Source organism: Streptomyces sp. CS113 (genome assembly GCF_002188365.1).
GTDB classification, from domain to species: domain Bacteria; phylum Actinomycetota; class Actinomycetes; order Streptomycetales; family Streptomycetaceae; genus Streptomyces; species Streptomyces tendae.
Genome location: NZ_KZ195574.1, coordinates 4,104,792 through 4,127,049, shown reverse-complemented (window position 1 = coordinate 4,127,049; position 22,258 = coordinate 4,104,792). Strand labels below are relative to the sequence as shown.

The window sequence follows — 22,258 nt, the reverse complement described above, 5'->3', positions numbered from 1 at the left end:
TGTGCAAGAGCCCCTTGCGCTGTTGCGCCAGGGGCTTCGTCTATTCCGGGGCACCCGGTCCGACGGTTGGCGGCCAACGACGGTCGCGGTGTACGTGGCGGAAACCCGTCGCATACGCCCTCGACCATGGACATGCCCCGCCCGGAAGGGGTGTACGCGCGTGCCCGCACTTGTGCTGCTCGGTGCTCAGTGGGGTGACGAAGGCAAGGGAAAGGCGACGGACCTGCTCGGTGGTTCCGTCGACTATGTGGTGCGCTACCAGGGCGGCAACAACGCCGGCCACACGGTGGTCGTGGGCGACCAGAAGTACGCCCTGCACCTGCTCCCTTCCGGGATTCTCTCCCCCGGCTGCACGCCGGTCATCGGAAACGGCGTCGTCGTCGACCCGTCGGTCCTGTTCTCCGAGCTGAGCGGGCTGAACGAGCGCGGCGTCGACACGTCCAAGCTCCTGATCAGCGGCAACGCTCACATCATCACGCCGTACAACGTCACCGTCGACAAGGTGACGGAACGCTTCCTCGGCAAGCGGAAGATCGGCACCACCGGCCGCGGCATCGGCCCGACCTACGCCGACAAGATCAACCGCGTGGGCATCCGGGTCCAGGACCTCTACGACGAGTCGATCCTCACCCAGAAGGTCGAGGCGGCGCTCGACGTCAAGAACCAGATGCTCACCAAGCTCTACAACCGCCGCGCCATCGCCACCGGCCAGGTCGTCGAGGAGCTGCTGGGCTACGCCGACAAGCTCGCCCCGTACGTCGCCGACACCGTCCTGGTCCTCAACCAGGCCCTCGACGACGACAAGGTGGTCCTCTTCGAGGGCGGCCAGGGCACGCTCCTGGACATCGACCACGGCACGTACCCCTTCGTCACCTCGTCGAACCCGACCGCGGGCGGCGCCTGCACCGGTGCCGGCGTGGGCCCGACGAAGATCAGCCGGGTCATCGGCATCCTCAAGGCGTACACGACCCGCGTCGGCGCCGGACCCTTCCCGACCGAGCTGTTCGACGAGGACGGCGAGGCCCTGCGCCGCATCGGCGGCGAGCGCGGCGTCACCACCGGCCGCGACCGGCGCTGCGGCTGGTTCGACGCGGTGATCGCCCGCTACGCCACCCGCGTCAACGGCCTCACCGACTTCTTCCTCACCAAGCTCGACGTCCTCACCGGCTGGGAGCAGATCCCGGTCTGCGTGGCCTACGAGATCGACGGCAAGCGCGTCGAGGAGCTGCCGTACTCGCAGTCCGACTTCCACCACGCGAAGCCGGTCTACGAGACGCTGCCCGGCTGGAGCGAGGACATCACCAAGGCGAAGTCCTTCTCCGACCTGCCGAAGAACGCCCAGGCGTACGTCAAGGCGCTGGAGGAGATGTCCGGCGCCCCGATCTCCGCGATCGGTGTCGGCCCGGGCCGGGACGAGACGATCGAGGTCAACTCGTTCCTTTAGGAGCCACCCGCGCACCGCGCACCGCGCACCGCGCACCGCGCACGAACACCGACGGCCGGGACCCCGCACGGGGCCCCGGCCGTCGCCGTCGGGGCGGCGGATACGCTGGTCGGAGCCGCACACCCATCCGGCCGACGGACGGCGACGGACAGCGACATCGACGGACAGCGACATCGACGGACAACGACAGCGGCGGACAGCGACAGCGGCGGACAGCGACAGCGGCGGACAGCGACAGCGACGGACAGCACGGAGCGAGCGGAACATGCGGAAGCCCACCACCCGGACGTGGATCTGGCTGACCGCGGTTGTCGTCGTCGTGACCGGCGGGGCCTTCTACGTCGACGGCCACCGGGTCTCCGCCGCGCCGCACGCCGACGACCCCAAGTGCGACAAGGTGGTCTCCCGCCTCCCGGACGACATACCCGGCGCCTCCCGCGACTGGGCCCTGGGCAACGCGGTCGCCTCCTGGGGCGGCCAGAAGGCCGTGTTCCGCTGCGGCGCCGAGGAGCTCCAGCCGAACGTCAACCTCTGCGTCACCGCGGACGGCGTCGACTGGGTCCTGGACGAGGCCCGGCTCAAGCGCGACGGCGTGAGCGTCCTGCGCACGTACGGCCGCTCACCGGCCGTGGAGTTCACGTACTCCGGGCCCCGCGAGGAGGTGGGCGGCATCCTCGCCGCCCTGGACCCGGCCGTGCGGTGGATCCCGCAGCAGCGCAAGTGCATCGGCCTGGACGACGCCGCCACCGTCCTGTAGTCCTCGTCCGCCGCAGCCCTTCGTTCGGCCCCCTCCGCCGGGCGCCGGCGGGCCCGGTGGTGTCGGATCGGGGCCATGACCGACCGCCACAGCGCCGCTTCCTGCCAGGGCCCGTACGGCGGCGAGAACGGCCTCGACGACTGCGGCGACCCGGCCCGCTTCGAGGTCGCCCGGCATCTGCGGACGCCGCTGCGGGTGTGCCCCGTGCACCTCGGGCCGTCGCTGCTGCTGGCCGACGGGGTGCTGTGGCCGCCGGCGATCACCCTGGTGCGCTGAGGGGCCGCCGCGGGGGCGCGGACGCCGGGACGGTTCACGGGATGGTTCACTGGGGCGGCACGCCGCCGAGGGCGTGCGGAGGCGGAAGGAAACCGTACGGTGCCCGCACGATCCGACGACATGGCCCGGCGGTTCGAGCTGGACCGGCCCCGGCTGCGGGCGGTCGCGTACCGGATCCTCGGCTCGCTCGGCGAGGCCGACGACGCCCTCCAGGAGGCGTGGCTGCGGGCCGACCGAGCGGACACCTCCGAGGTGGCCAACCCCTCGGGCTGGCTCACCACGGTCGTGGCCCGGGTCTGCCTCAACCTGCTCCGCGCCCGGGACACCCGCCGCGAGGAGCCGCTGGACGACGGGGCCCGCGGGCAGCTCGCGGTCACCGGCACCGCGGCCGACCCCGCCGAGGAGGCGCAGCTCGCCGACGAGGTCGGCATCGCGCTACTGATCGTCCTGGACACCCTCGGCCCCGCCGAGCGGCTCGCGTTCGTCCTGCACGACATGTTCGACGTGCCCTTCGACGACATCGCCGCGATGCTCGACAAGACCCCCGCCGCCACCCGCCAGCTGGCCAGCCGCGCCCGCCGCCGGGTCCGGGGCGTCCCCGCGCCGGAAGCCGATCTGCCCCGCAGGCGCCGCGCCGTCGACGCCTACCTGGCGGCCACCCGCGGCGGCGACTTCGACGCGCTGGTGGCCCTGCTGCACCCGGACGTCGTCCTGAGTGCGGACGCGGCGGTCGTCCCCACGCCCGCACCCGTCACCGTCACCGGCATGGAGCAGGTGGCCAGGGGCGCGATGGCCTCGATGGCCCGGGCCAGGGCCGCCGCCGTCGTCCTCGTCGACGGCCGGGTGGGCATGGCGATGGCCGAGAACGGCAGGCTGCGCGTCGTGCTCCGCTTCGACTTCGCCGCCGACGGCCGCATCACCGGCATCGACGTGATCGCGGAACCGGCTCGCCTGAACGAACTGGACATCACGGGCATAAGCTGAATGCGTACACGTCGCGTCGGCAGAAGAAGGTGAGTGCGATGCGCGTGCTGCTCAAGGCGACGCTGGACACGGACCGGGCGAACGAGGCGATCCGCAGCGGGAAGCTGCCCGAGGTGATCAGCCGGACCCTCGACCACCTCAAGCCGGAGGCCGCCTACTTCGGCCCCCTCGGCGGCCGCCGGACGGCCCTGCTGGTCTTCGACATGCAGGACAGCTCGGAACTGCCGCCCACCGGCGAGCCGTTCTTCACCGAGCTGGGCGCCGAGGTCGAGGTCTCCCCGATCATGAACGCGGACGATCTGCGCAAGGGCCTGTCCCAGCTCGGCTGACCGGCGCGGAAGCGCGGATCAGCTGAAGACGATCATCGATCCCTGGGCCAGACTCCGCGTCGCCGCCGCGTGCAGCCCCAGCCACACATGCCGCTCCCGGGCGAACGGACTGGAGTCGTACGGCGCGGGCACCGCGGGCTCTTCCAGCTCCGTGGGGGCGCGCGGCGGCGCCGGGGGTGCCGGGGGGTTGGCCGGGTCGATGCCGAGCGCCGGTGCGACCGCCTCCAGCTCCCGCAGCAGGGTGTGCGAGGAGCCCAACGGGCCGCCGCCCGCGAGGAGTTCGTCGTTGGCGAGCGGATGCGGGAAGTCGACCGGGACGTAGGCGCCCGCGTGGTCGTAGTGCCAGACCAGATGGGACTGCTGAGCCGTCGACTCGAACATCTCCAGCAACTGCTCGTAGTCGCCGCCGAGTTCGTCCACCGGGGTCACCGGGAGTCCGCACACCTGGAGGAGGTGTGCGCGGCGCAGGAAGTGCAGCGCGTCGTAGTCGAATCCCGCCACCGGCGCGACCTCGCCGGACAGCCCCGGCATGTACTGGTACACCGGCACCGGCGGCAGCCCCGCCTCGGCCAGCACCTTGTCGTATTGCGCGAGTTCCTCGGCGAACGGATTGTCCGGCGTGTGGCACAAGACGTCGACGAGCGGTACCAGCCACAGGTCACAGGCCAAAAGAGGGCTCCTCACACAGCACGGTGGTCAGGGCAGCGTAGTCGGTGGTGGGCGGTGTGCGCCCGCGTGCAGGACCCATACCCATCTGGGGCCGGGCCACGACACGTCCGGCGTTGGTCATCCGCCGGCGAGCCCCTCGACGAGGGCGAGTGAGTGGGCGTTGTACGCGTCGACGAGGGAACGCGCGCCCGGGATGTCGCGCCGGGCCAGGGCGTCGACCAGTTCGGTGTGCCCGGACCACAGCACACCGCGCAGTTCGTCGAGCCGGCGCAGGTGCTGCACCGTGCACACCCAGCTCTGCACGCGCAGCCGGTGCAGGAAGTCGCAGAGGTAGGGGTTGCCGAAGAGGGTGGCCAGCTCCCGCCAGTAGCGCAGGTCGTAGCCGATCAGGACGGTCAGGTCGCCGGCCGCGGCGGCACGCTGGGCCTCCTCGCCGCGCCGCCGGACCCCGGCGAGGGCGGCGGCGATGCGCGGATCGGCCGGGTCGGGACCGCCCGGCAGCTCGGCGGCGAGGGCGAGGAACATCCCGTCGGTCACCAGACTCCGGGCCTCGATCATGCCGCGGAAGTCGTCGACCGAGTACTCGTGGACGCGGAAGCCGCGGTGGTGGTCGGCGTCGAGGAGCCCCTGCGCGGACAGGTCGACCAGGGCCTCGCGCACCGGCGTCGCGGAGACGCCGTACTGCTCGGCGATCTCCTTGACCGTGAACTCCTGCCCCGGCTGGAGCCGCCCGGCCAGCACCTCGTCGCGGAGCGCGTCGGCGATCTGCTGCCGCAGGGTGCTGCGCGTGACGGCACCGGTGCCGCTGGGGCCGGGCATGGGCGGGCGTCTCCTCGTCGCGTTCGGGGCGTCGCCGGAGGGCGCCGCCCGGGGGCGTGCTCGTACACGTGTCTGCCTCTTGGCACATGTGTACCGCGTACGAGCACGCAACCCTACGCGCTCGGGGCCTGCGCCCCGCTCCGCCTACTCCGTGTACCCGTCCGCCACCGACAGTGCCGTGTCCAGGGCCGCCAGGCCCTCCTTCAGCTCCGCCTCGGAGACGTTGCACGGCGGGACCACGTGGGTCCGGTTCATGTTCACGAACGGCCACAGGCCGTGGGCCTTGGCGGAGGCGGCGAACGCGGCCATCGGGGCGGCCGCCTGCCCGCTCGCGTTGTAGGGCACCAGCGGCTCCCGGGTCTCCCGGTTCCTCACCAGCTCCAGCGCCCAGAACATGCCGGTGCCGCGCACCTCGCCCACGCTCGGGTGGCGCTCGGCCAGCTCCCGCAGCGCCGGTTCGACGACCTCGGCGCCGAGCCGCGCCGCGTGCTCGACGACGCCCTCCTCCGCCATCACGTTGATCGTGGCGACGGCGGCGGCACAGGCCAGCGGGTGCCCGGAGTACGTCAGTCCGCCGGGGTAGGGCCGCTCGGCGAAGGTCGCGGCGATCTCGGCGGAGATCGCGACGCCGCCGAGGGGCACGTAGCCCGAGTTCACGCCCTTGGCGAAGGTCATCAGGTCGGGCACGACGTCGTACAGGTCGGCCGCGAACCAGGTGCCGGTGCGGCCGAACCCGGCCATGACCTCGTCGAGCACGAACACGATGCCGTACTTGTCGCAGATCTCGCGCACCCCGGCCAGGTAGCCGGCCGGCGGCATCATGATCCCCGCCGTGCCCGGGATCGTCTCCAGGACGATCGCGGCGACGGTCCCCGGGCCCTCGAAGGCGATCGTCGTCTCCAGGTGCTCCAGCGCCCGCGCGCACTCCTGCTCCTCGGTCTCCGCGTAGAAGCGCGAGCGGTACAGGAACGGCGCCCAGAAGTGCACGACCCCGGCCGTGCCGCTGTCGGAGGCCCAGCGGCGCGGGTCACCGGTGACGTTGACCGCCTGCTGGGTGCCGCCGTGGTACGAGCGGTAGGCGGAGAGCACCTTGGGGCGGCCGGTGTGCAGCCGGGCCATGCGCAGGGCGTGCTCGACGGCGTCGGCGCCGCCGTTGGTGAAGAAGATCTTGTCCAGGTCGCCGGGCGTCCGCTCGGCGATCAGCCGGGCCGCCTCCGAGCGCGCCTCGACGGCGAACGCGGGCGCGAACGTCGTCATCCGCGCCGCCTGCTCCTGGATCGCGGCGACGACCTTGGGGTGCTGGTAGCCGATGTTGGTGTAGACGAGGCCGCTGGAGAAGTCGAGGTAGCGCTTGCCTTCGTAGTCCCAGAAGTACGACCCCTCGGCGCCGGCGACGGCGAGCGGGTCGATCAGCTCTTGCGCTGACCAGGAGTGGAAGACGTGCGCGCGGTCCGCGGCCTTCACGGCGGTGCCGGCCTGGGGGGAGGGCTGAGGGGTCATGCGGCCGAGGGTAGATGTCCGCGATGCGGAAACGGAATCGGCGTCCTGTCTGCGGTCGGGGGCTTTCCACGACAGGTTGTCGACGCGTCGCCGGCGCGTTGCCCGCGCGCGGGCCCTCTCCGTTACGGAACCGTGGACAACGCCCGCCCTTCGCGGGACCGCCCCGCACTATCCTCGCTCTGTTGCTCACGTTCCGGGGGAAGGCGGCGCAGCATGCGGAAACTGGGGGACGGGGATCCGATGGGAGTCCCCCCGGGCGTTCAGCACGGGGGGAGCATCGGGGTCTACCGGCTGCTGGGCCGGCTGGGCACGGGCGGCATGGGGCACGTCTACCTGGCCCGCTCGGACCGCGGGCGCACCGTCGCCGTGAAGCTGGTGCGCGAGGAGCTGGCGGCGCTGGAGGAGTTCCGCGAGCGGTTCCGGCAGGAGGTCGAGTCCGCGCGCCGGGTCGGCGGGTACTGGACGGCGCCCGTCCTGGACGCGGACACCGAGGCCGCCGTGCCGTGGGTGGCCACCGGGTACGTCGCGGGGCCCAGCCTCCAGCAGGTCGTCGGGCACGACCACGGCGCGCTGCCGGAACGCTCGGTGCGCACGCTGGGCGCCGGTCTGGCGCACGCGCTCCAGGACATCCACGCCGCCGGGATCGTCCACCGCGACCTCAAGCCGTCCAACGTCCTGGTCACCATCGACGGCCCCCGCGTCATCGACTTCGGCATCGCGCGCGCCCTCCAGACGGTGACCGACGGCGGCCTCACCCGCACCGGCGCGCTCGTCGGCTCGCCCGGCTTCATGGCACCCGAGCAGGTGCGCGGCGACCGCGTCACGCCGGCCTGCGACGTCTTCTGCCTCGGCTCGGTCCTCGCCTACGCCGCCACCGGCAAGCTGCCCTTCGGCGCCGCGAACAGCGGCGTGCACGCCCTGATGTTCCGCATCGCGCAGGAGGAGCCCGACCTGACGGGCGTGCCCGAGGGCATCGCCGACCTCGTACGCGACTGCCTGAAGAAGGACCCCGCCGCGCGGCCGGGCCTCGCCGAGGTCCTGGAGCGCACGGGCGCCCAGGACACGGTCTCCGACGGCCGCTCCCGCGACCCCTGGCTGCCCAGCGCCCTGGTCGCCCAACTCGGCCGGCACGCGGTCCAACTCCTGGACACGGAAACCCCGCCGGCCCCCACCCACCCCGAAGCCCCACCACCCCCACCGAACACCCCGGGACCCGCGATGGGGGACGCCGGGAGTGCGGTGCCCGGGGGCGTGGGGGCCGGCGGCGCGTGGTCGGGTGGCGCGGGGCCCGGTGCCGGGGTGTCCGGGGGCGTGCGGCCTGGTGGCGCGTGGTCGGGTGGTGCGGGGTCCGGGGACGCGGGCACTGGTGGCGCGGATTCCGGTGGTGCGGATTCCGGTGGTGTGGTGTCCGACGGAGCGGGGCCAGGCGGGGCGTGGCCTGGCGGTGGGGCGGCCGGGGGAGCGGGCCCTGATGGTGCGGGCCCTGGTGGTGTGGTGCCTGGTGGTGCCGGGGCCGGTGGTGCGGGGTCCGGTGGTGCGGGCTCTGGTGGTGTGGGCTCTGGTGCTGTGGTGCCCGGCGCCGCGTGGCCCGGCGCTGCGTGGCCTGGAGGCGCGGACCCTGGTGCTGCCGGGTCCGGTGACTGGGGTCCCGCGAGTGCGGGTGATGCACCGGGTGGTGGCCCGGCACTCGACGGCTCGGTGTCCGCTGGCCCGGCGCTCGGCGGCCCGGTGTCCAGCGCCCCGGCGTCCGGCAGCCCGGCGGCCAGTGGGCCGGTGGACGAGGGGCCGCCGCCCCCGCGTGAGCCGGGGAGGGGGGACGGTGACTCGCTGAACCACCTCCCCACCCTGGTCGCGGGCCAGAACCCGGCCACGCCGCCGCCCGCCGCCCCCGGGTACGCCCCGGGCCCGGCGTGGCACGCCGCGCAGCCCGGGCACCAGCCCCCGTACGGCGGCGGCCTCGGCCCCACTCCGCCCCAGGGGCCCCCGCCCCCGTACGGCATGCCGTACGGGCCCCCGCAGGAACCGAACCGGACCGGCCGCTCCACCGTGCTGCTGATCGTCGTCGCCCTGGTCGTCGCGCTGGGTGCGGGAGGCGCGGTCTACGCCCTGATGAGCGGCGACGGCGACGACCGGGCGGGCGGCGACCCCACACCCGCGCGGTCGACCGGCGCGCCCCAGGACCCGGCGTCGGGCTCGGGTTCGGCGAGGCCCTCGGAACCTACGGCGGGTCCGTCGGCCGGTTCGACCGCTCCGGCCGCCGACGACGGCCCCGTCCCGGCCGGGTACGTCGGTGACTGGGCGACCGCCATCGACAACGCCTCCGGCACGCACCCCCGCAGGCTGACCATCACGCAGGGCGAGGTCGGCGACACGGTGCTGACCCTGGTGGCGGACGGGCCGACGGACACCGGCACGTACCACTGCGTGTTCGACGCCGCCCTCACCGGCGAGCCGGGCGCCGGCGGGCCGCTGCGGCTCGGCCCGTCCCAGGTCAGGACCGGCCCCGCCGGCAGCTGCTCCCCGGGCGGGTCCAGCACGGTCACCCTGCTGCCGGACGGCAGCCTGGAACGCACCAACGACGACACCGGCGAGTCCCTGGTCTACACCCGTCAGTGAGGGGACGTGACCCCGTCGCCCGGGGTCACCGGGGCTCCGGCGGGCGCTGGCGGGGCATGTTCGGCCGGGTGCCGTTCTGCGGGGGGACCGCGAACCGGCCGGTGGCGCCCGCGCCCCCGCCGTCCGGGCGGGGCCCGTCGGCCGCCGCCGCGGCGTGCCGCTCCAGCGGCCCCGGCCCCGGACGGAAGCACACCATCCAGTCCGCCGTCTCCGCCCGCACCAGCTCCGTCACGTCCTCCGAGAACCGCCGCAGCACCAGCAGGCACCGCTCCGCCGCCTCGCTCGCCGTCCCGTCCGCCGGCCCCAGCACCTCCCGCACGCTCTCCGAGGCCCAGTCGAACTGGAGCGCCTGGAGCCGCCGCTGCACCGCCTGCGCCGTGGCCACGTCCCGCATCCACCCGGACGTGACCCCGAAATACCGGTCACCCGCCACGCACGCCACCGCCCACAGCAGCGCCAGATACCCCCAGGGCGCGGCCCCGCCCACCACCCCGGCCAGGTCGAGCAGCGGCAGCGCCGCCCCGGCGGCCGCCCCCGCCGCGGCCCCGCCCCGCAGCAGTACGGCACCGCGCCGCTTCCACACCCGGTCCGCGAGGTACCAGGCCGCCGTGTCCAGCGCACCCCGCTCCACCCACCGGTACAGCTCGTCGAGACGCTCGGCGGGCAGCGCCCAGTCCCCGAGGGGAAACGCCCGCCCGGTCAGGTCGCCCGGCCGCGGCCCGGCCGTACCCCCGCCGTCCCGCCCGTCCCGCGGCGGCCTCTCGGGCTGCATCTCCGGCTGACCCACCCGGCACTCCCTACTGCTCGCCACTGCTCGCCGCACCGCTCGCCGTCCGCGAGGACCCGTGCGCCGGAACCCCGCGCCGGAAACCTTCCTACCGCCCAATGGGTGGCGAAGCGCCGGTTCCGCCGCTTTTCCGCCCGGAAGAGGGCGTTGATCAGGTATAGGGCTCCCGGGGCGTCACTCGAAAGAGTGCTGGAGCGAGGGCCGCCCGGACCACGTAGGCTCGTGCCGAACGGCAAAACGCTCGTGACCGGACGTGATGGGAGCTGAACGTGATCCCCGGTGGTGGCCAGCCCAACATGCAGCAGCTGCTCCAGCAGGCCCAGAAGATGCAGCAGGACCTGGCGAAGGCCCAGGAGGAACTGGCGCAGACCGAGGTCGACGGCCAGGCGGGCGGCGGCCTGGTGAAGGCCACCGTCACCGGCTCGGGCGAGCTGCGCGGCCTGAAGATCGACCCGAAGGCGGTGGACCCCGAGGACACCGAGACCCTCGCCGACCTGATCGTCGCGGCCGTCCAGGCGGCCAACGAGAACGCGCAGAACCTCCAGCAGCAGAAGCTCGGCCCGCTGGCCCAGGGGCTGGGCGGGGGCGGCACCGGCATCCCCGGCCTGCCGTTCTGATCCAGGAGGGCTCCAGGAGGACCGATCCGGCCCTTTCCCGGTTCGCCTTCCTCAGACCGGCCGAAGCCCTCTACCGTACGTAGTGCACGAACCTCAGGAAGGACGGCAGTCCGTTGTACGAAGGCGTGGTCCAGGACCTCATCGACGAACTCGGGCGGCTGCCCGGCGTCGGTCCCAAGAGCGCGCAGCGGATCGCCTTCCACATCCTCCAGGCGGAGCCGACCGACGTACGGCGGCTCGCCCAGGCCCTCATGGAAGTGAAGGCCAAGGTCCGCTTCTGCGCGACCTGCGGGAACGTCGCGCAGGAGGAGCAGTGCAACATCTGCCGTGACCCCCGGCGCGACCCTTCCGTCATCTGCGTGGTGGAGGAGCCGAAGGACGTCGTCGCCATCGAGCGCACCCGCGAGTTCCGCGGGCGCTACCACGTGCTCGGCGGCGCGATCAGCCCGATCGACGGGGTCGGCCCCGACGACCTCCGCATCCGTGAGCTGCTGGCCCGCCTGGCGGACGGCACGGTCACGGAGCTGATCCTGGCCACGGACCCGAATCTGGAGGGCGAGGCCACGGCCACGTACCTCGCCCGCATGATCAAGCCCATGGGCCTCAAGGTCACCCGCCTGGCCAGCGGCCTCCCGGTGGGCGGCGACCTGGAATACGCGGACGAGGTGACCCTCGGCCGCGCCTTCGAGGGGAGACGACTCCTAGATGTCTGACGCCACGCTGCACGCGACCGACCAGAACCCGGACGACTTCGCGGTCCAGATCGCCGACCAGATCGAGAGCTTCCTGGTGGCCGTCACCGAGGTGGCGAAGGGCGACGAGCCCGACTCGGCCGTCCCCTTCCTCCTCCTGGAGGTCTCCCAGCTGATGCTGGCCGGAGGCCGCCTGGGCGCCCACGAGGACATCGTCCCGGACGAGCGCTACGAGCCCGACCCGGGCCCGGAGCTGGACGTGGACGAGATCCGGGAGAACCTGGCCCGCATCCTCGACCCGGTCGACGTCTACTCCGAGGTCTTCGACCCCTACGAGCCGCGCAAGGCCCCGGTCCCGGCCCGCATCTCCGACGACCTCACCGACGTCATCACCGACCTCCGCCACGGCATGGTCCACTACAAGGCCGGCCGCACCACGGAGGCCCTGTGGTGGTGGCAGTTCTCCTACTTCTCCAACTGGGGCTCCACCGCCTCCGCGACCCTGCGCGCACTCCAGTCCGTGGTCGCCCACGTCCGCCTGAACCAGCCCCTGGAGGAGCTGGACGGCCTCGACACCGACCAGGACCTCGGCGACGACGCCCTGGAGTCGGAGGCCGGCCGCGTGATGGTCCAGGAGATCGCGGGCCCGCTGGGGCTGCGCCCGGTCACCTGACGGCACCCCGCCGTCTCAGGTCTGCTCGCGGACGTCCGGTACGTCGAGCAGGCGCAGGAACGCGGTCGCCGCGGGCGTGCGGCTGCCGGCCGGCCAGACGACGTACTCCACGCGGGCCGGTGCGTCGGTGACCTGGAGCGTGGTCACACCGCTGAGCTGCGCCACGTACGCGGACGGCAGCATCGCGACGCCGAGGCCCTGGCCGACCAGCCGTGCCAGGAAGTGGGTGTTGGTCACTTCGAAGGCGACATCCCGGGTGAGGCCGGCGGCGGCGAAGGCCAGGTCGGACTGGGCTCGGCCGGCGGTCCTCGCCGGCAGGTCCACGAACTCCTCCTCGGCGAGCCGCCGCAGATCGACCGTTTCCGCGCCGGCCAGCGGGTGATCGGGGGCGACTACCGCGACGAGCCGGTCACGCCCGAGCACATGGGCCTCCACCCCCTGGGGCCGCGCCGTGGTCGGGAGCCCGAGGAAGGCGACCTCGATGTCACCCTCCCCGACCCGCCCGACGAGTTCCTCGCTGGCGCCCACCCGCAGGCTGACGCGCACCTTCGGATACCGCCGGCGGAAGTCGCGCAGGGCGCGCGGGATGTCGACGGCGGCGACGGACGAGATCACACCGACACGGAGCTGCCCGCGGACCTCACCGACGGCGGCGGCGACCTCGGCGACCGCGCGTTCGGCGGCGGCCAGGCACTGGCGCGCCGCCGGAAGGAACGCCTCTCCGGCCGGTGTCAGCCGCACCCGGCGAGTGGTGCGCTCGAACAGCCTGGTGCCCAGCTCCTGCTCCAGCCGCGCGACCTGGTGGCTGAGGGCGGACTGCACGACGTGGCACCGCTCGGCGGCCCGGGTGAAGCTCATGGTCTCGGCGACCGCGAGCACGTAGCGCATCTGCTGGAGCTCCATGAAATTCATCGTGCCTCGCGATGAATCAGATGACAAACATGTGTTGGACTCATTGATCGGGCCGACGGCAGACTTCCGCACATGCCTTGGTCCATGAGCAGTGGCCGACACCTTCGCACCTCGGCCGTGACGGCGCTCGCGCCCGCGATCTGGGGAAGCACCTACCTCGTGACGACGCAGTGGCTGCCGCCGGACCGTCCACTGCTCGCCACCACCGTGCGGGCACTTCCCTCGGGCCTCGTACTGCTGCTCATGTCCCGCGTACTGCCGAAAGGGGCGTGGGCGTGGCGTTCCCTGGTGCTGGGGACGCTCAACATCGGCGCGTTCAACCTGCTGCTGTTCGTCGCCGCCTACCGGCTGCCCGGCGGTGTCGCAGCCATGATCATGGCAGCGCAGCCGATGATCGTGCTGGTCCTGGCGGCACTGGTCCTCGGTGACAGGGCAGGTGTCGTCCAGGTGCTCGCCTGCGCTCTCGGCGCGGCGGGTGTCGTCCTGCTCGTGTTCCGGGGTTCGACGGCACTGGACCCCGTCGGCGTCCTGGCCGCGCTCGGCGGGGCGGCCTGCATGGCCACCGGCATCACGTTCACCAAACGCTGGGGGCGTCCGGAGGGCGTGGGCCTGCTCCCCTTCACCGGCTGGCAACTCACGGCGGGCGGCCTGGTGTCCCTGCCGTTCACCCTGTCCGTCGAAGGCCTGCCGCACTCCCTCACGGGCGGCAACGTCCTCGGGTTCGGCTACCTCATCGTGTTCGGCGCCGTGATCAGCTACGCGCTCTGGTTCCGCGGCATCGGGGAACTGCCCGCCGTGGCGGTCTCCTTCCTCGCCCTGGGCAGTCCGGTCGTCGCGACGATCCTCGGCATCGCCTTCGCGGGCGAGACCTTCTCGGTCCTTCAGACGGTCGGAATCCTGGTCGTCCTCGTGGCCGTGGTGCTCGCCCAGCCCAGGCCGCCCCGGCGACCCGGCGCCGCGGCCCAGAAGCCCGCCGCAGCCGCGAAGCCCGCCGCGACCGACGCCCCCGCACCCACCCACACCTGAGTCCACCGCTGGAGAGTTCCCATGTCCGCACGTTTACAGGAGAGTTCGCCCTCGTCCCGGAGGGGATGGCTGGGCGTCGCCGCCATCACGGCGAGTCTCTTCGTCTTCCTGACCACGGAACTGATGCCCGTGGGTCTGCTCACTCCGCTGAGCGAGGACCTGGACATCTCCGTCGGCGTCGCCGGCCTCATGGTCACCGCACAGGGGGTCGCGGCCGGTCTCGGCGTACCGTTCATCGTCGCCTGGACCAGACGGGTCGACCGGCGCCCGCTGCTGACCGCACTGCTCGCGGTGCTCGCCCTGGGCAACCTCGTCACCGCCGTCTCACCGAACTACCCGCTGATCCTCGGCACCCGGCTCTGCATGGGCTTCGCCAGCGGGGTCTTCTGGGCCATCGGCGTGAGCATGGCCATGCGCATCGTGCCCGAACGGCACGCGAACCGGGCCGCCGCGGTGGTGATGTCCGGCATCTCCATGGCCACGGTCGTCGGCATCCCCCTCGGCACCGTCATCGAGGCGCGGACGGACTGGCGGACCACCTTCGGCATCTGGGCCGGGCTCAGCGTGCTCGTCCTGGCCGCGGTCGCGGCCCTCATCCCGTCGGTGCCGTCGCGGAACGCGGTGTCCGTCCGCGAGGTCTTCCGACTGCCGGTCGAGAACGGGCAGTTGCGCACGGTGCTGTTCATGGTCGTCTTCTTCGTGCTCGGCCACTTCGGCGCCTACACGTTCGTGCGCCCCTACCTGGAGGACACCGCGGACGCGTCGTCCGGCTTCGTCACCACCGTCCTGATCATCTTCGGTGCCGGCGGCGCCGCCGGTAACTTCATCGCCGGACACACGGTGAACAAGAGCCTGCGCGGCACCTTCGTAGTCGGTCTCGCAGGGCTCCTGGTGGCCCTGTCGCTGCTGCGCTTCGCCGGGAACGGCGAACCCGGCGCCGTGGTCGCACTGGTCCTGTGGGGACTCTCCTTCGGCGCCGTGCAGCTGGCCCAGATCAACATGACGCTCGCCTCCGCGCCGCAGACCTTCGAAGCCGCCATGTCGCTCAACACCATGGCGTACAACACCTGCATCGCGCTCGGCGCGCTCTTCGGCGGCCTGTTCGTCGACCATGCCGGTGTCACGAGCGTCCTCTGGTTCGGCGTGACCCTGGCCGCGGCCTCGCTGCTGCTGCGGCTGGCTACGGGCCGGGAGGCGAAGCGTCGGACCGACACGCCCGAGGACGACCTCGCCCCCACGGCCCCCACCGCCCGATGAGCGGAAGGGAGGCCGGACGGCCTCACCTCACCCGGCCGCCCGGGCACGCGCGTGACGCAGCGCCGTGACGACCCGCCCGTAGCGCTCCCGCTCCTCCTCACCCCGGCCGGAGTGCCGCAGCGCGCAGCGCAGGGCCGTGTCCGTGGCCTCGGCCCCCCGCTCCAGCAGCACGGCCACCGACTCGACGGACCCGCGGCAGGCCGCCCATTCGAGCGCCGTCCGCCCCCTCATGGACCGGTCCTCCAGATCGGCCCCCCGGTCGATCAACAGGGCGACGGTCTCGGGATGGTTGTCGCCCGCGGCCAGCATCAGCGGCGTGTACGGGATCCGGTCCTGCGCCCCCATGGACACCCCGGCGTCCAGCAGCGCCGCGACGGCATCCGTGCTCCCGACCATCGCCGCGCAGGTCAGCGGGGTCAGGTCGTGGTACGGCCCGGCGTGCGCCGCCGTGTCCGCCCCGGCCGCCAGCAGTACCCGCACGACGTCGGCGTGGTTCTCCTGGGCGGCCAGGTCCAGCGCCGTGCGCGCGTCGTCGTCGAGGGCGTCCACGGGCACCCCGGCGTCCAGCAGCCGGACCACTCCGGCCGCGTCCCCGTCCCGAGCCGCCCGCGGCAACGCGTTGGAACGCGGCGCGGGCGCCTTCTTCGTGGGTCTCGTCATGTCGGCATCGTCCTCGACTCGGAGCCCCTCACGGAGCCGGCGGACCGGGTACGGCGGGGGCGGTTCCGGGCCGGACGGTCATGCCAGAGAGGTGGGGGCCGGGTCCATGACCGGGAGGCTCCCGTTCCCACGGGTGCCGAAGGGCGCACGCCAGTCCCCTGTGCCGGGGTAGTAGTAGGAGCCGTAGTCCGTGTACGCGAACAGGTCGGGGTGCCCGTCTCCGTCGGCGTCGCCGATGCCGACGGTGTCCCGGTGGATGTCCCAGCCGGTACCGATCCGGGTGCGGGACGCGAAGGTGCCGTCGCCCTTGCCGAGGTAGAGCCAGAGGACGCCGTCCTTGTCGCGGGCGACCAGGTCGCCGGCGGCGGCGCCGCCGATGTCGCCGGTTGCGGTGAGCTGGTCGTACGTGTTCCAGCCCCCGCCGACCCGGGTGCGGCTGGTGAAGGGTGCCCGCCAGTCGCCGGTGCCCGCGTAGAGCCAGAGGACGCCGCTCTTGTCGGTGGCCAGGAGGTCGGGCCTGCCGTCGTTGGTGAGGTCGCTGCCCGCGGCGATCTGGTCGTAGCCGCCCCAGCCGCCGCCGACGCGGCTGCGGGTAGCGAAGGTGCCGTCGCCCTCGCCGAGGTAGAGCCAGAGGACGCCGTCCTTGTCGCGGGCGACCAGGTCGCCGGTCGGGGCGCCGCCGATGTCGCCGGTCGCCTCGATCCGGTCGTACGTGTTCCAGCCGCCGCCGACGAGCTCGTTCTCCCCTTCGAGGCTCGCGCCGCGCGAGTCCGAGCGCCACAGACGGCCGGAAGCGTCCCGGGCCAGGAGGTCGGGGGTTCCGTTGTCGTTGAAGTCGTGCGGAGCTGCGGGTGACCTGACGACCTTGAAGGTGCCGGAGGCGGTCAGGGTCGGGCCGATGCCGTTGAGCGGGCTCGCGGACATCTCCCACACGTAGTCACCGTTGTACGCGGTGAGTTGTGAGTCGTTCAGACCTCCGCCCCATCCCGAAGTGAACTCCGGTGACGTGGGCAGGCTGAACTGGAGCTCCTCCGTCTTCCCGGTGCGAACGTGGCGCAGGGTGGCCGTGATGTCCGCGTTGCTCCGGGAGAGGGTCCACGTCAGTCGCCGTCCGCCGCCGCGGCTGAGATCGATCACCTCGGGGATGTCGTGGCCGACCAGGGCCAGGCTCGTCGGTTCACCCGTGCTCGCGACCAGCGACGCGCTCGGCGCAGCCCCACCGCCCGTGCCCGGATCGACGCGGTAGAGGCCCTCGCCGTGGGCCACGGTGCCGCCGCGGGCGTAGAGGACACCGTCCGGCGAGAGTGCGGACGAGGTGACGTGGTCCAGGAGCTTGGTCCTGGCGCCCGTCGTCAGGTTGTAGGCCGTCAGGGCGAACAGCGGTTTGGGGGCCTTGGCGGTGAGGCCACCGGGCAGTCCGTAGATCAGCTGGTCGCCCTGGAGGCCGAACCTCAGGGTGCCGGTCCACTGGTCGCCCAAGGGGATCCGGCGCGTTTCGCCGGTCGCGCGCGTGCGGACCACCGCGCTCATCTCCGTGGAGCTGTGCTCGATCCACGCGACATGGGTCGCGGAGACGGCGATGCCCTCCAAGCCGATGTCCTTGCGCACGCCGGTTTCCGCGAGGGTGCCGGTGGCGAGGTCGACCAGGGCCCAGCGGTACTCGTAGAGGCCGGATTCCGTGGGGGCCCGGTAGGTGAGCACGGCGTGTGCGGACGTGCCCGGGCTGACGGAAACGGCGTGGTAGCCACGGGGAAGACTGGTCACCGTCGCGGTCACGTCGCCCTCGGTGTGCATGCGCACGTCGATGCCCCCCTCGGCCCTGGCCGCCGTGCTGAACAGCGCCCGCCCGGCGGCGCCCGCGTAGGCGCCGGTGCCTCCGCCGTCCTCGAACCGGACCTTGAAGACCTGTCCGCCGGTGGGTGCGTCCTGGAGCCAGGCCTCGGCGCCGGTGCTCATCGCCAGCAGATCGCCCGCACCGGTGGCGGCCGCGGACATGCCGTCCGGCAGCGCGGTCACGGCACCGTCCGATGCCCGGACCCACGAGTGCGCCGAGGCCGGGGCGGGCCCCCTGGTCAGATAGCCCGATGCGGTCACCCCGTCGATCGCGTGGCCGGCCGGGAACGCGGCGACGGACTCGGCCTCCGCCAGCCCGGCCGTCGACGCGGCCTGGGCCGGAGGGGCGGCCTGGGCCGGAGGGGCGGCCTGGGCCGGACCGGGCGTCCCGGTCAGACCGGCCGTGACGGCGAGAACGACGGTGACGGCGGCCGCGAGCCGGCGGCCGGCCGGGCGTGCGTGAGACAAGGCGGTGTTCCTCCCCAAGGCGTGACGCACCGCGCGCCACAGCCCTCAGACTCACCACCGGCCCCAAGGGTTGCACGTTCAACCAACCCGGCTTTCCACGTGGCGGGAAGCCACTTGTGAACGTGTGACACACCGCACTTTCCCGAGTGACCCGCGCCCCGATGGGCATGAGCCACCCCGAACAGTGGGCGGCCCGGAAGTCTCACCATGCGATACCGCAGGGGGGAAATCCGGACGCTCGGTAAAATGAGCCGACCGCAGTACATATACGTACGTGCGGAAAGAGACGGATTGAGCGAGGAGCGCACGTGGGCCTTGTCGTGCAGAAGTACGGAGGCTCCTCCGTAGCCGATGCCGAGGGCATCAAGCGCGTCGCCAAGCGGATCGTGGAAGCGAAGAAGAACGGCAACCAGGTGGTCGCCGTCGTTTCCGCGATGGGCGACACGACGGACGAGCTGATCGATCTCGCCGAGCAGGTTTCCCCGATCCCTGCCGGGCGCGAACTCGACATGCTGCTGACCGCCGGAGAGCGTATCTCCATGGCGCTGCTGGCCATGGCGATCAAAAACCTGGGCCACGAGGCCCAGTCGTTCACCGGCAGCCAGGCCGGAGTCATCACCGACTCGGTCCACAACAAGGCCCGGATCATCGACGTCACGCCGGGGCGCATCCGCACCTCGGTCGACGAGGGCAACGTCGCCATCGTGGCCGGCTTCCAGGGCGTCAGCCAGGACAGCAAGGACATCACCACGCTGGGCCGCGGCGGGTCCGACACCACGGCCGTCGCCCTCGCCGCCGCGCTCGACGCGGACGTCTGCGAGATCTACACGGACGTCGACGGCGTGTTCACCGCCGACCCGCGCGTGGTGCCGAAGGCGAAGAAGATCGACTGGATCTCCTTCGAGGACATGCTGGAGCTCGCTGCCTCCGGCTCCAAGGTGCTGCTCCACCGTTGCGTGGAGTACGCCCGCCGGTACAACATCCCGATCCACGTGCGGTCCAGCTTCAGCGGACTCCAGGGCACGTGGGTCAGCAGCGAGCCGATCAAGCAAGGGGAAAAGCACGTGGAGCAGGCCCTCATCTCCGGAGTCGCGCACGACACCTCCGAGGCCAAGGTCACGGTCGTCGGGGTGCCCGACAAGCCGGGCGAGGCGGCCGCGATCTTCCGCGCCATCGCCGACGCCCAGGTCAACATCGACATGGTCGTGCAGAACGTGTCCGCCGCCTCCACCGGCCTGACGGACATCTCCTTCACGCTGCCGAAGACCGAGGGCCGCAAGGCCATCGACGCCCTGGAGAAGAACCGGCCGGGCATCGGCTTCGACTCCCTGCGCTACGACGACCAGATCGGCAAGATCTCCCTGGTCGGCGCGGGCATGAAGAGCAACCCCGGCGTCACCGCCGACTTCTTCACCGCGCTCTCCGACGCCGGGGTGAACATCGAGCTGATCTCGACCTCCGAGATCCGCATCTCGGTCGTCACCCGCAAGGACGACGTGAACGAGGCCGTGCGCGCCGTGCACACCGCCTTCGGACTCGACTCCGACCGTGACGAGGCCGTGGTCTACGGGGGCACCGGGCGCTGATGTCCGCCAGGCAAGACACCGGCCGGGACGGCGGCCGTACCGGTCGGCCCACGCTCGCCGTCGTGGGCGCGACCGGCGCCGTCGGCTCGGTCATGCTCCAGATCCTGTCCCAGCACGCGGACGTCTGGGGCGACATCCGCCTGATCGCCTCGCCGCGCTCGGCCGGCCGCAAGCTGGCCGTGCGGGGTGAGGAGGTCGAGGTCGTCGCGCTGGGCGAAGAGGCCTTCGACGGGGTCGACGTCGCCATGTTCGACGTACCCGACGAGATCGCCGCCCAGTGGGCGCCCGTCGCCGCCGCCAAGGGCGTGGTGGTGGTCGACAACTCCGGCGCGTTCCGGATGGACCCCGACGTGCCCCTCGTCGTGCCCGAGGTCAATTCGCACGCGGTGCGGATGCGGCCCCGCGGCATCGTCGCCAACCCGAACTGCACGACACTGTCCATGATCGTGGCGCTGGGCGCGCTGCACGCCGAGTTCGGGCTGCGCGAGCTGGTCGTCTCCTCGTACCAGGCGGTCAGCGGCGCCGGACGGGACGGCGTGGACACGCTGCGCCGGCAGCTGTCCCTGGTGGCCGGGACGGAGCTGGGGACCCACCCCGGCGACGTACGGCGGGCCGTCGGCGACGACACCGGGCCGTTCCCGGAGCCGGTCGCGCTGAACGTCGTACCGTGGGCCGGTTCACTGCGGGAGGACGGCTGGTCCTCGGAGGAGATGAAGGTGCGGGACGAGTCCCGCAAGATCCTCGGCCTGCCGCGGCTGCCGGTCGCCGTGACCTGCGTACGGGTCCCCGTGGTCACCACGCACTCGCTGACCGTCCACGCCCGCTTCGAGAGCGACGTCACCGTCCAGGGGGCCCGGGAGATCCTGGCCACCGCGCCGGGCGTCGTCCTCTTCGACAACCCGGCCGCGGGGGAGTTCCCGACACCCGCCGACGCCGTCGGCACCGACCCGACCTGGGTCGGCCGGGTGCGCCGGGCCCTGGACGATCCGACCGCCCTGGAACTCTTCGTGTGCGGGGACAATCTGCGCAAGGGTGCCGCCCTGAACACGGCACAGATCGCGGAACTCGTCGCGGCCGAGTTCGGCTGAACCGGGATCAGCGAGGCAAAAGCCCCCGGCCGCTGTGGGTTTCGTTTGTAGAATCCATGGGCGAGATGTGATCCGGAAGTTGGTCCGGACTACTTGTACCGGACACCCGTGCCGTCGGAAGATTTCCTTCCCCGCCCTCCGCAACCGCGCGAGCGGCGGGGGCGTCTTTGCGGTCACCCATCCGGGGCGCGGGGCGCGGGTCGGCGTGGGGACGCCGACGACGGGCGTGGGGACGCCCGTTCACACGGGACACAGGGGAAGAGCGGACGATGAGGGCCTATGACGCACCGTCAGCCGGGTGGCCGCCCAGACGGCTGTCCGACGGACACGGGAACGTGACGCCCGGCACGTACAACCCTCACGGGGTCGGACGTGTCCAACTGGCGTGGCAGAGGTTCTCGAATTCACCGCAGGGGCACGGGGCGCGGCACTGCGCCCGCCCGTCCCTCCCGTCCGGTCCGTCCGTCCCCGTGTGGCCGGCCCGGCCGGTGGCATGCCGGTGATCGCGCCCATGCCCGCAGCGCGGCCGGCCCGCATATCGAACCAGCGCGACGGCGCGGAAGAGGACGTGGCGGCGGCGGGTACCACCGTCGACCACCTCACCGAGACCTACCGGGCGCACTACCGCTCGCTGCTCGGCCTCGCCGCGCTCCTCCTCGACGACACGGCCTCCTGCGAGGACGTGGTCCAGGAGGCCTTCATCCGGGTGCACTCGGCGCGCAAACGCGTCCGCGAGCCGGAGAAGACCCTGGCGTACCTGCGCCAGACGGTCGTCAACCTCTCGCGCTCGGCGCTGCGCCGCCGCATCCTCGGCCTCAAGCTCCTCTCCAAGCCCATGCCCGACATGGCGAGCGCGGAGGAGGGCGCCTACGACCAGCTGGAGCGGGACTCCCTGATCAAGGCGATGAAGGGACTCCAGCGCCGGCAGCGCGAGGTGCTGGTCCTGCGCTACTTCGCCGACATGACGGAGGCCCAGGTCGCCGAGACGCTCGGCATATCGCTGGGCTCGGTCAAGGCGTACGGGTCGCGCGGGATCGCGGCGCTCAGGGTGGCCATGGAGGCCCCGGCATGAGCGACGCCAACGACGCGCGACCGGACGCCCGTGAGGAGCACGGCCCGCGCCCGGACGCCCGCCAGGGCCAGGATCGGGAAGGGCTCGATCCGGGTCCCGATGCCCGCGAGGGGCAGGATCGTGAAGGGCTCGATCCGCCACCGGATGCCCGCGAGGGCCACGGCCCGCCGCCGGACGCCCGTGAGGGGCACGT

Annotated in this window: 21 protein-coding genes; 14 read left to right on the top strand and 7 right to left on the bottom strand. The window is 72.6% G+C overall.

Annotated elements, in window-relative coordinates; all coding sequences use genetic code 11:
- Nucleotides 1–160: 160 nt before the first annotated feature.
- The 5 genes from B9W62_RS18150 (at nt 161) to B9W62_RS18130 (ending at nt 3,790) form a co-directional block, all read left to right on the top strand.
- A complete protein-coding gene (locus B9W62_RS18150) occupies nt 161–1,444 on the top strand; it encodes an adenylosuccinate synthase (RefSeq protein WP_087808122.1) in 1,284 nt (427 codons plus the stop codon).
- A gap of 265 nt (nt 1,445–1,709) precedes the next feature.
- Entirely contained in the window at nt 1,710–2,201 is a 492-nt protein-coding gene (locus tag B9W62_RS18145) for a DUF3515 family protein (protein WP_087808121.1), read from the top strand.
- A 75-nt stretch (nt 2,202–2,276) separates the two neighbouring features.
- Complete coding sequence (locus B9W62_RS18140; RefSeq protein ID WP_087808120.1) at nt 2,277–2,477, top strand: hypothetical protein; 201 nt, start codon at nt 2,277–2,279, stop codon at nt 2,475–2,477.
- Nucleotides 2,478–2,576: 99 nt separating this feature from the next.
- Nucleotides 2,577–3,461 carry a sigma-70 family RNA polymerase sigma factor gene (locus B9W62_RS18135; RefSeq protein WP_087808119.1) on the top strand — a complete coding sequence of 295 codons (885 nt, stop codon included), beginning with the start codon at nt 2,577–2,579 and terminating at the stop codon, nt 3,459–3,461.
- Between the two features lie 38 nt (nt 3,462–3,499).
- Nucleotides 3,500–3,790: a hypothetical protein gene (locus tag B9W62_RS18130; RefSeq protein ID WP_087808118.1), complete on the top strand. Its 291-nt coding sequence runs from the start codon at nt 3,500–3,502 to the stop codon at nt 3,788–3,790.
- 18 nt (nt 3,791–3,808) lie between these two features.
- Here B9W62_RS18130 and B9W62_RS18125 read toward each other — a convergent pair whose 3' ends face one another.
- From B9W62_RS18125 to B9W62_RS18115, 3 genes are all read right to left on the bottom strand, one after another.
- Nucleotides 3,809–4,459, bottom strand: a complete 651-nt coding sequence (locus B9W62_RS18125) for a hypothetical protein (RefSeq protein WP_087808117.1) — start codon at nt 4,457–4,459, stop codon at nt 3,809–3,811.
- Nucleotides 4,460–4,576: 117 nt separating this feature from the next.
- On the bottom strand, nt 4,577–5,278 hold the full coding sequence (locus tag B9W62_RS18120) for a GntR family transcriptional regulator (RefSeq protein ID WP_087808116.1): 702 nt from the start codon (nt 5,276–5,278) through the stop codon (nt 4,577–4,579).
- A 144-nt stretch (nt 5,279–5,422) separates the two neighbouring features.
- Nucleotides 5,423–6,778 (bottom strand): aspartate aminotransferase family protein, encoded by a 1,356-nt coding sequence (locus tag B9W62_RS18115; RefSeq protein ID WP_087808115.1) that lies wholly within the window; start codon nt 6,776–6,778, stop codon nt 5,423–5,425.
- Nucleotides 6,779–6,991: 213 nt separating this feature from the next.
- Here B9W62_RS18115 and B9W62_RS18110 point away from each other — a divergent pair, with 213 nt between their 5' ends.
- Nucleotides 6,992–9,394 carry a serine/threonine-protein kinase gene (locus B9W62_RS18110; protein WP_087808114.1) on the top strand — a complete coding sequence of 801 codons (2,403 nt, stop codon included), beginning with the start codon at nt 6,992–6,994 and terminating at the stop codon, nt 9,392–9,394.
- A gap of 25 nt (nt 9,395–9,419) precedes the next feature.
- On the opposite strand, the gene B9W62_RS18105 is transcribed toward B9W62_RS18110, so the two are convergent.
- Nucleotides 9,420–10,181 carry an SLATT domain-containing protein gene (locus tag B9W62_RS18105; protein WP_087808113.1) on the bottom strand — a complete coding sequence of 254 codons (762 nt, stop codon included), beginning with the start codon at nt 10,179–10,181 and terminating at the stop codon, nt 9,420–9,422.
- Nucleotides 10,182–10,450: 269 nt separating this feature from the next.
- Between B9W62_RS18105 and B9W62_RS18100 the strand changes: the two genes are divergently transcribed.
- The 3 genes from B9W62_RS18100 (at nt 10,451) to B9W62_RS18090 (ending at nt 12,163) form a co-directional block, all read left to right on the top strand.
- Complete coding sequence (locus tag B9W62_RS18100) at nt 10,451–10,798, top strand: YbaB/EbfC family nucleoid-associated protein (RefSeq protein WP_087808112.1); 348 nt, start codon at nt 10,451–10,453, stop codon at nt 10,796–10,798.
- 113 nt (nt 10,799–10,911) lie between these two features.
- Entirely contained in the window at nt 10,912–11,511 is a 600-nt protein-coding gene (recR, locus tag B9W62_RS18095; protein ID WP_087808111.1) for a recombination mediator RecR, read from the top strand.
- The gene (locus tag B9W62_RS18090) at nt 11,504–12,163 is read left to right on the top strand and encodes a DUF5063 domain-containing protein (RefSeq protein ID WP_087808110.1); all 660 of its coding nucleotides are present in this window, start codon (nt 11,504–11,506) and stop codon (nt 12,161–12,163) included. The genes recR and B9W62_RS18090 overlap by 8 nt, the downstream gene beginning before the upstream one ends.
- A gap of 15 nt (nt 12,164–12,178) precedes the next feature.
- Here B9W62_RS18090 and B9W62_RS18085 read toward each other — a convergent pair whose 3' ends face one another.
- On the bottom strand, nt 12,179–13,066 hold the full coding sequence (locus tag B9W62_RS18085) for a LysR family transcriptional regulator (protein WP_107424203.1): 888 nt from the start codon (nt 13,064–13,066) through the stop codon (nt 12,179–12,181).
- Between the two features lie 93 nt (nt 13,067–13,159).
- Between B9W62_RS18085 and B9W62_RS18075 the strand changes: the two genes are divergently transcribed.
- Both B9W62_RS18075 and B9W62_RS18070 read left to right on the top strand, forming a co-directional pair.
- Nucleotides 13,160–14,101, top strand: a complete 942-nt coding sequence (locus B9W62_RS18075) for an EamA family transporter (protein WP_087808109.1) — start codon at nt 13,160–13,162, stop codon at nt 14,099–14,101.
- 21 nt (nt 14,102–14,122) lie between these two features.
- On the top strand, nt 14,123–15,358 hold the full coding sequence (locus B9W62_RS18070; protein WP_087808108.1) for an MFS transporter: 1,236 nt from the start codon (nt 14,123–14,125) through the stop codon (nt 15,356–15,358).
- Between the two features lie 27 nt (nt 15,359–15,385).
- Here the strand turns inward: B9W62_RS18070 and B9W62_RS18065 are convergent, their stop codons facing one another.
- Both B9W62_RS18065 and B9W62_RS18060 read right to left on the bottom strand, forming a co-directional pair.
- Entirely contained in the window at nt 15,386–16,018 is a 633-nt protein-coding gene (locus B9W62_RS18065) for an ankyrin repeat domain-containing protein (protein WP_087808107.1), read from the bottom strand.
- Between the two features lie 78 nt (nt 16,019–16,096).
- Nucleotides 16,097–18,319 (bottom strand): FG-GAP repeat domain-containing protein, encoded by a 2,223-nt coding sequence (locus B9W62_RS18060; protein WP_087808106.1) that lies wholly within the window; start codon nt 18,317–18,319, stop codon nt 16,097–16,099.
- A gap of 308 nt (nt 18,320–18,627) precedes the next feature.
- Between B9W62_RS18060 and B9W62_RS18055 the strand changes: the two genes are divergently transcribed.
- From B9W62_RS18055 to B9W62_RS18045, 3 genes are all read left to right on the top strand, one after another.
- A complete protein-coding gene (locus tag B9W62_RS18055; RefSeq protein WP_061443392.1) occupies nt 18,628–19,905 on the top strand; it encodes an aspartate kinase in 1,278 nt (425 codons plus the stop codon).
- The gene (locus B9W62_RS18050; RefSeq protein WP_087808105.1) at nt 19,905–20,993 is read left to right on the top strand and encodes an aspartate-semialdehyde dehydrogenase; all 1,089 of its coding nucleotides are present in this window, start codon (nt 19,905–19,907) and stop codon (nt 20,991–20,993) included. The genes B9W62_RS18055 and B9W62_RS18050 overlap by 1 nt, the downstream gene beginning before the upstream one ends.
- 385 nt (nt 20,994–21,378) lie before the next feature.
- Complete coding sequence (locus B9W62_RS18045; protein ID WP_179235543.1) at nt 21,379–22,065, top strand: SigE family RNA polymerase sigma factor; 687 nt, start codon at nt 21,379–21,381, stop codon at nt 22,063–22,065.
- Nucleotides 22,066–22,258: the final 193 nt, after the last annotated feature.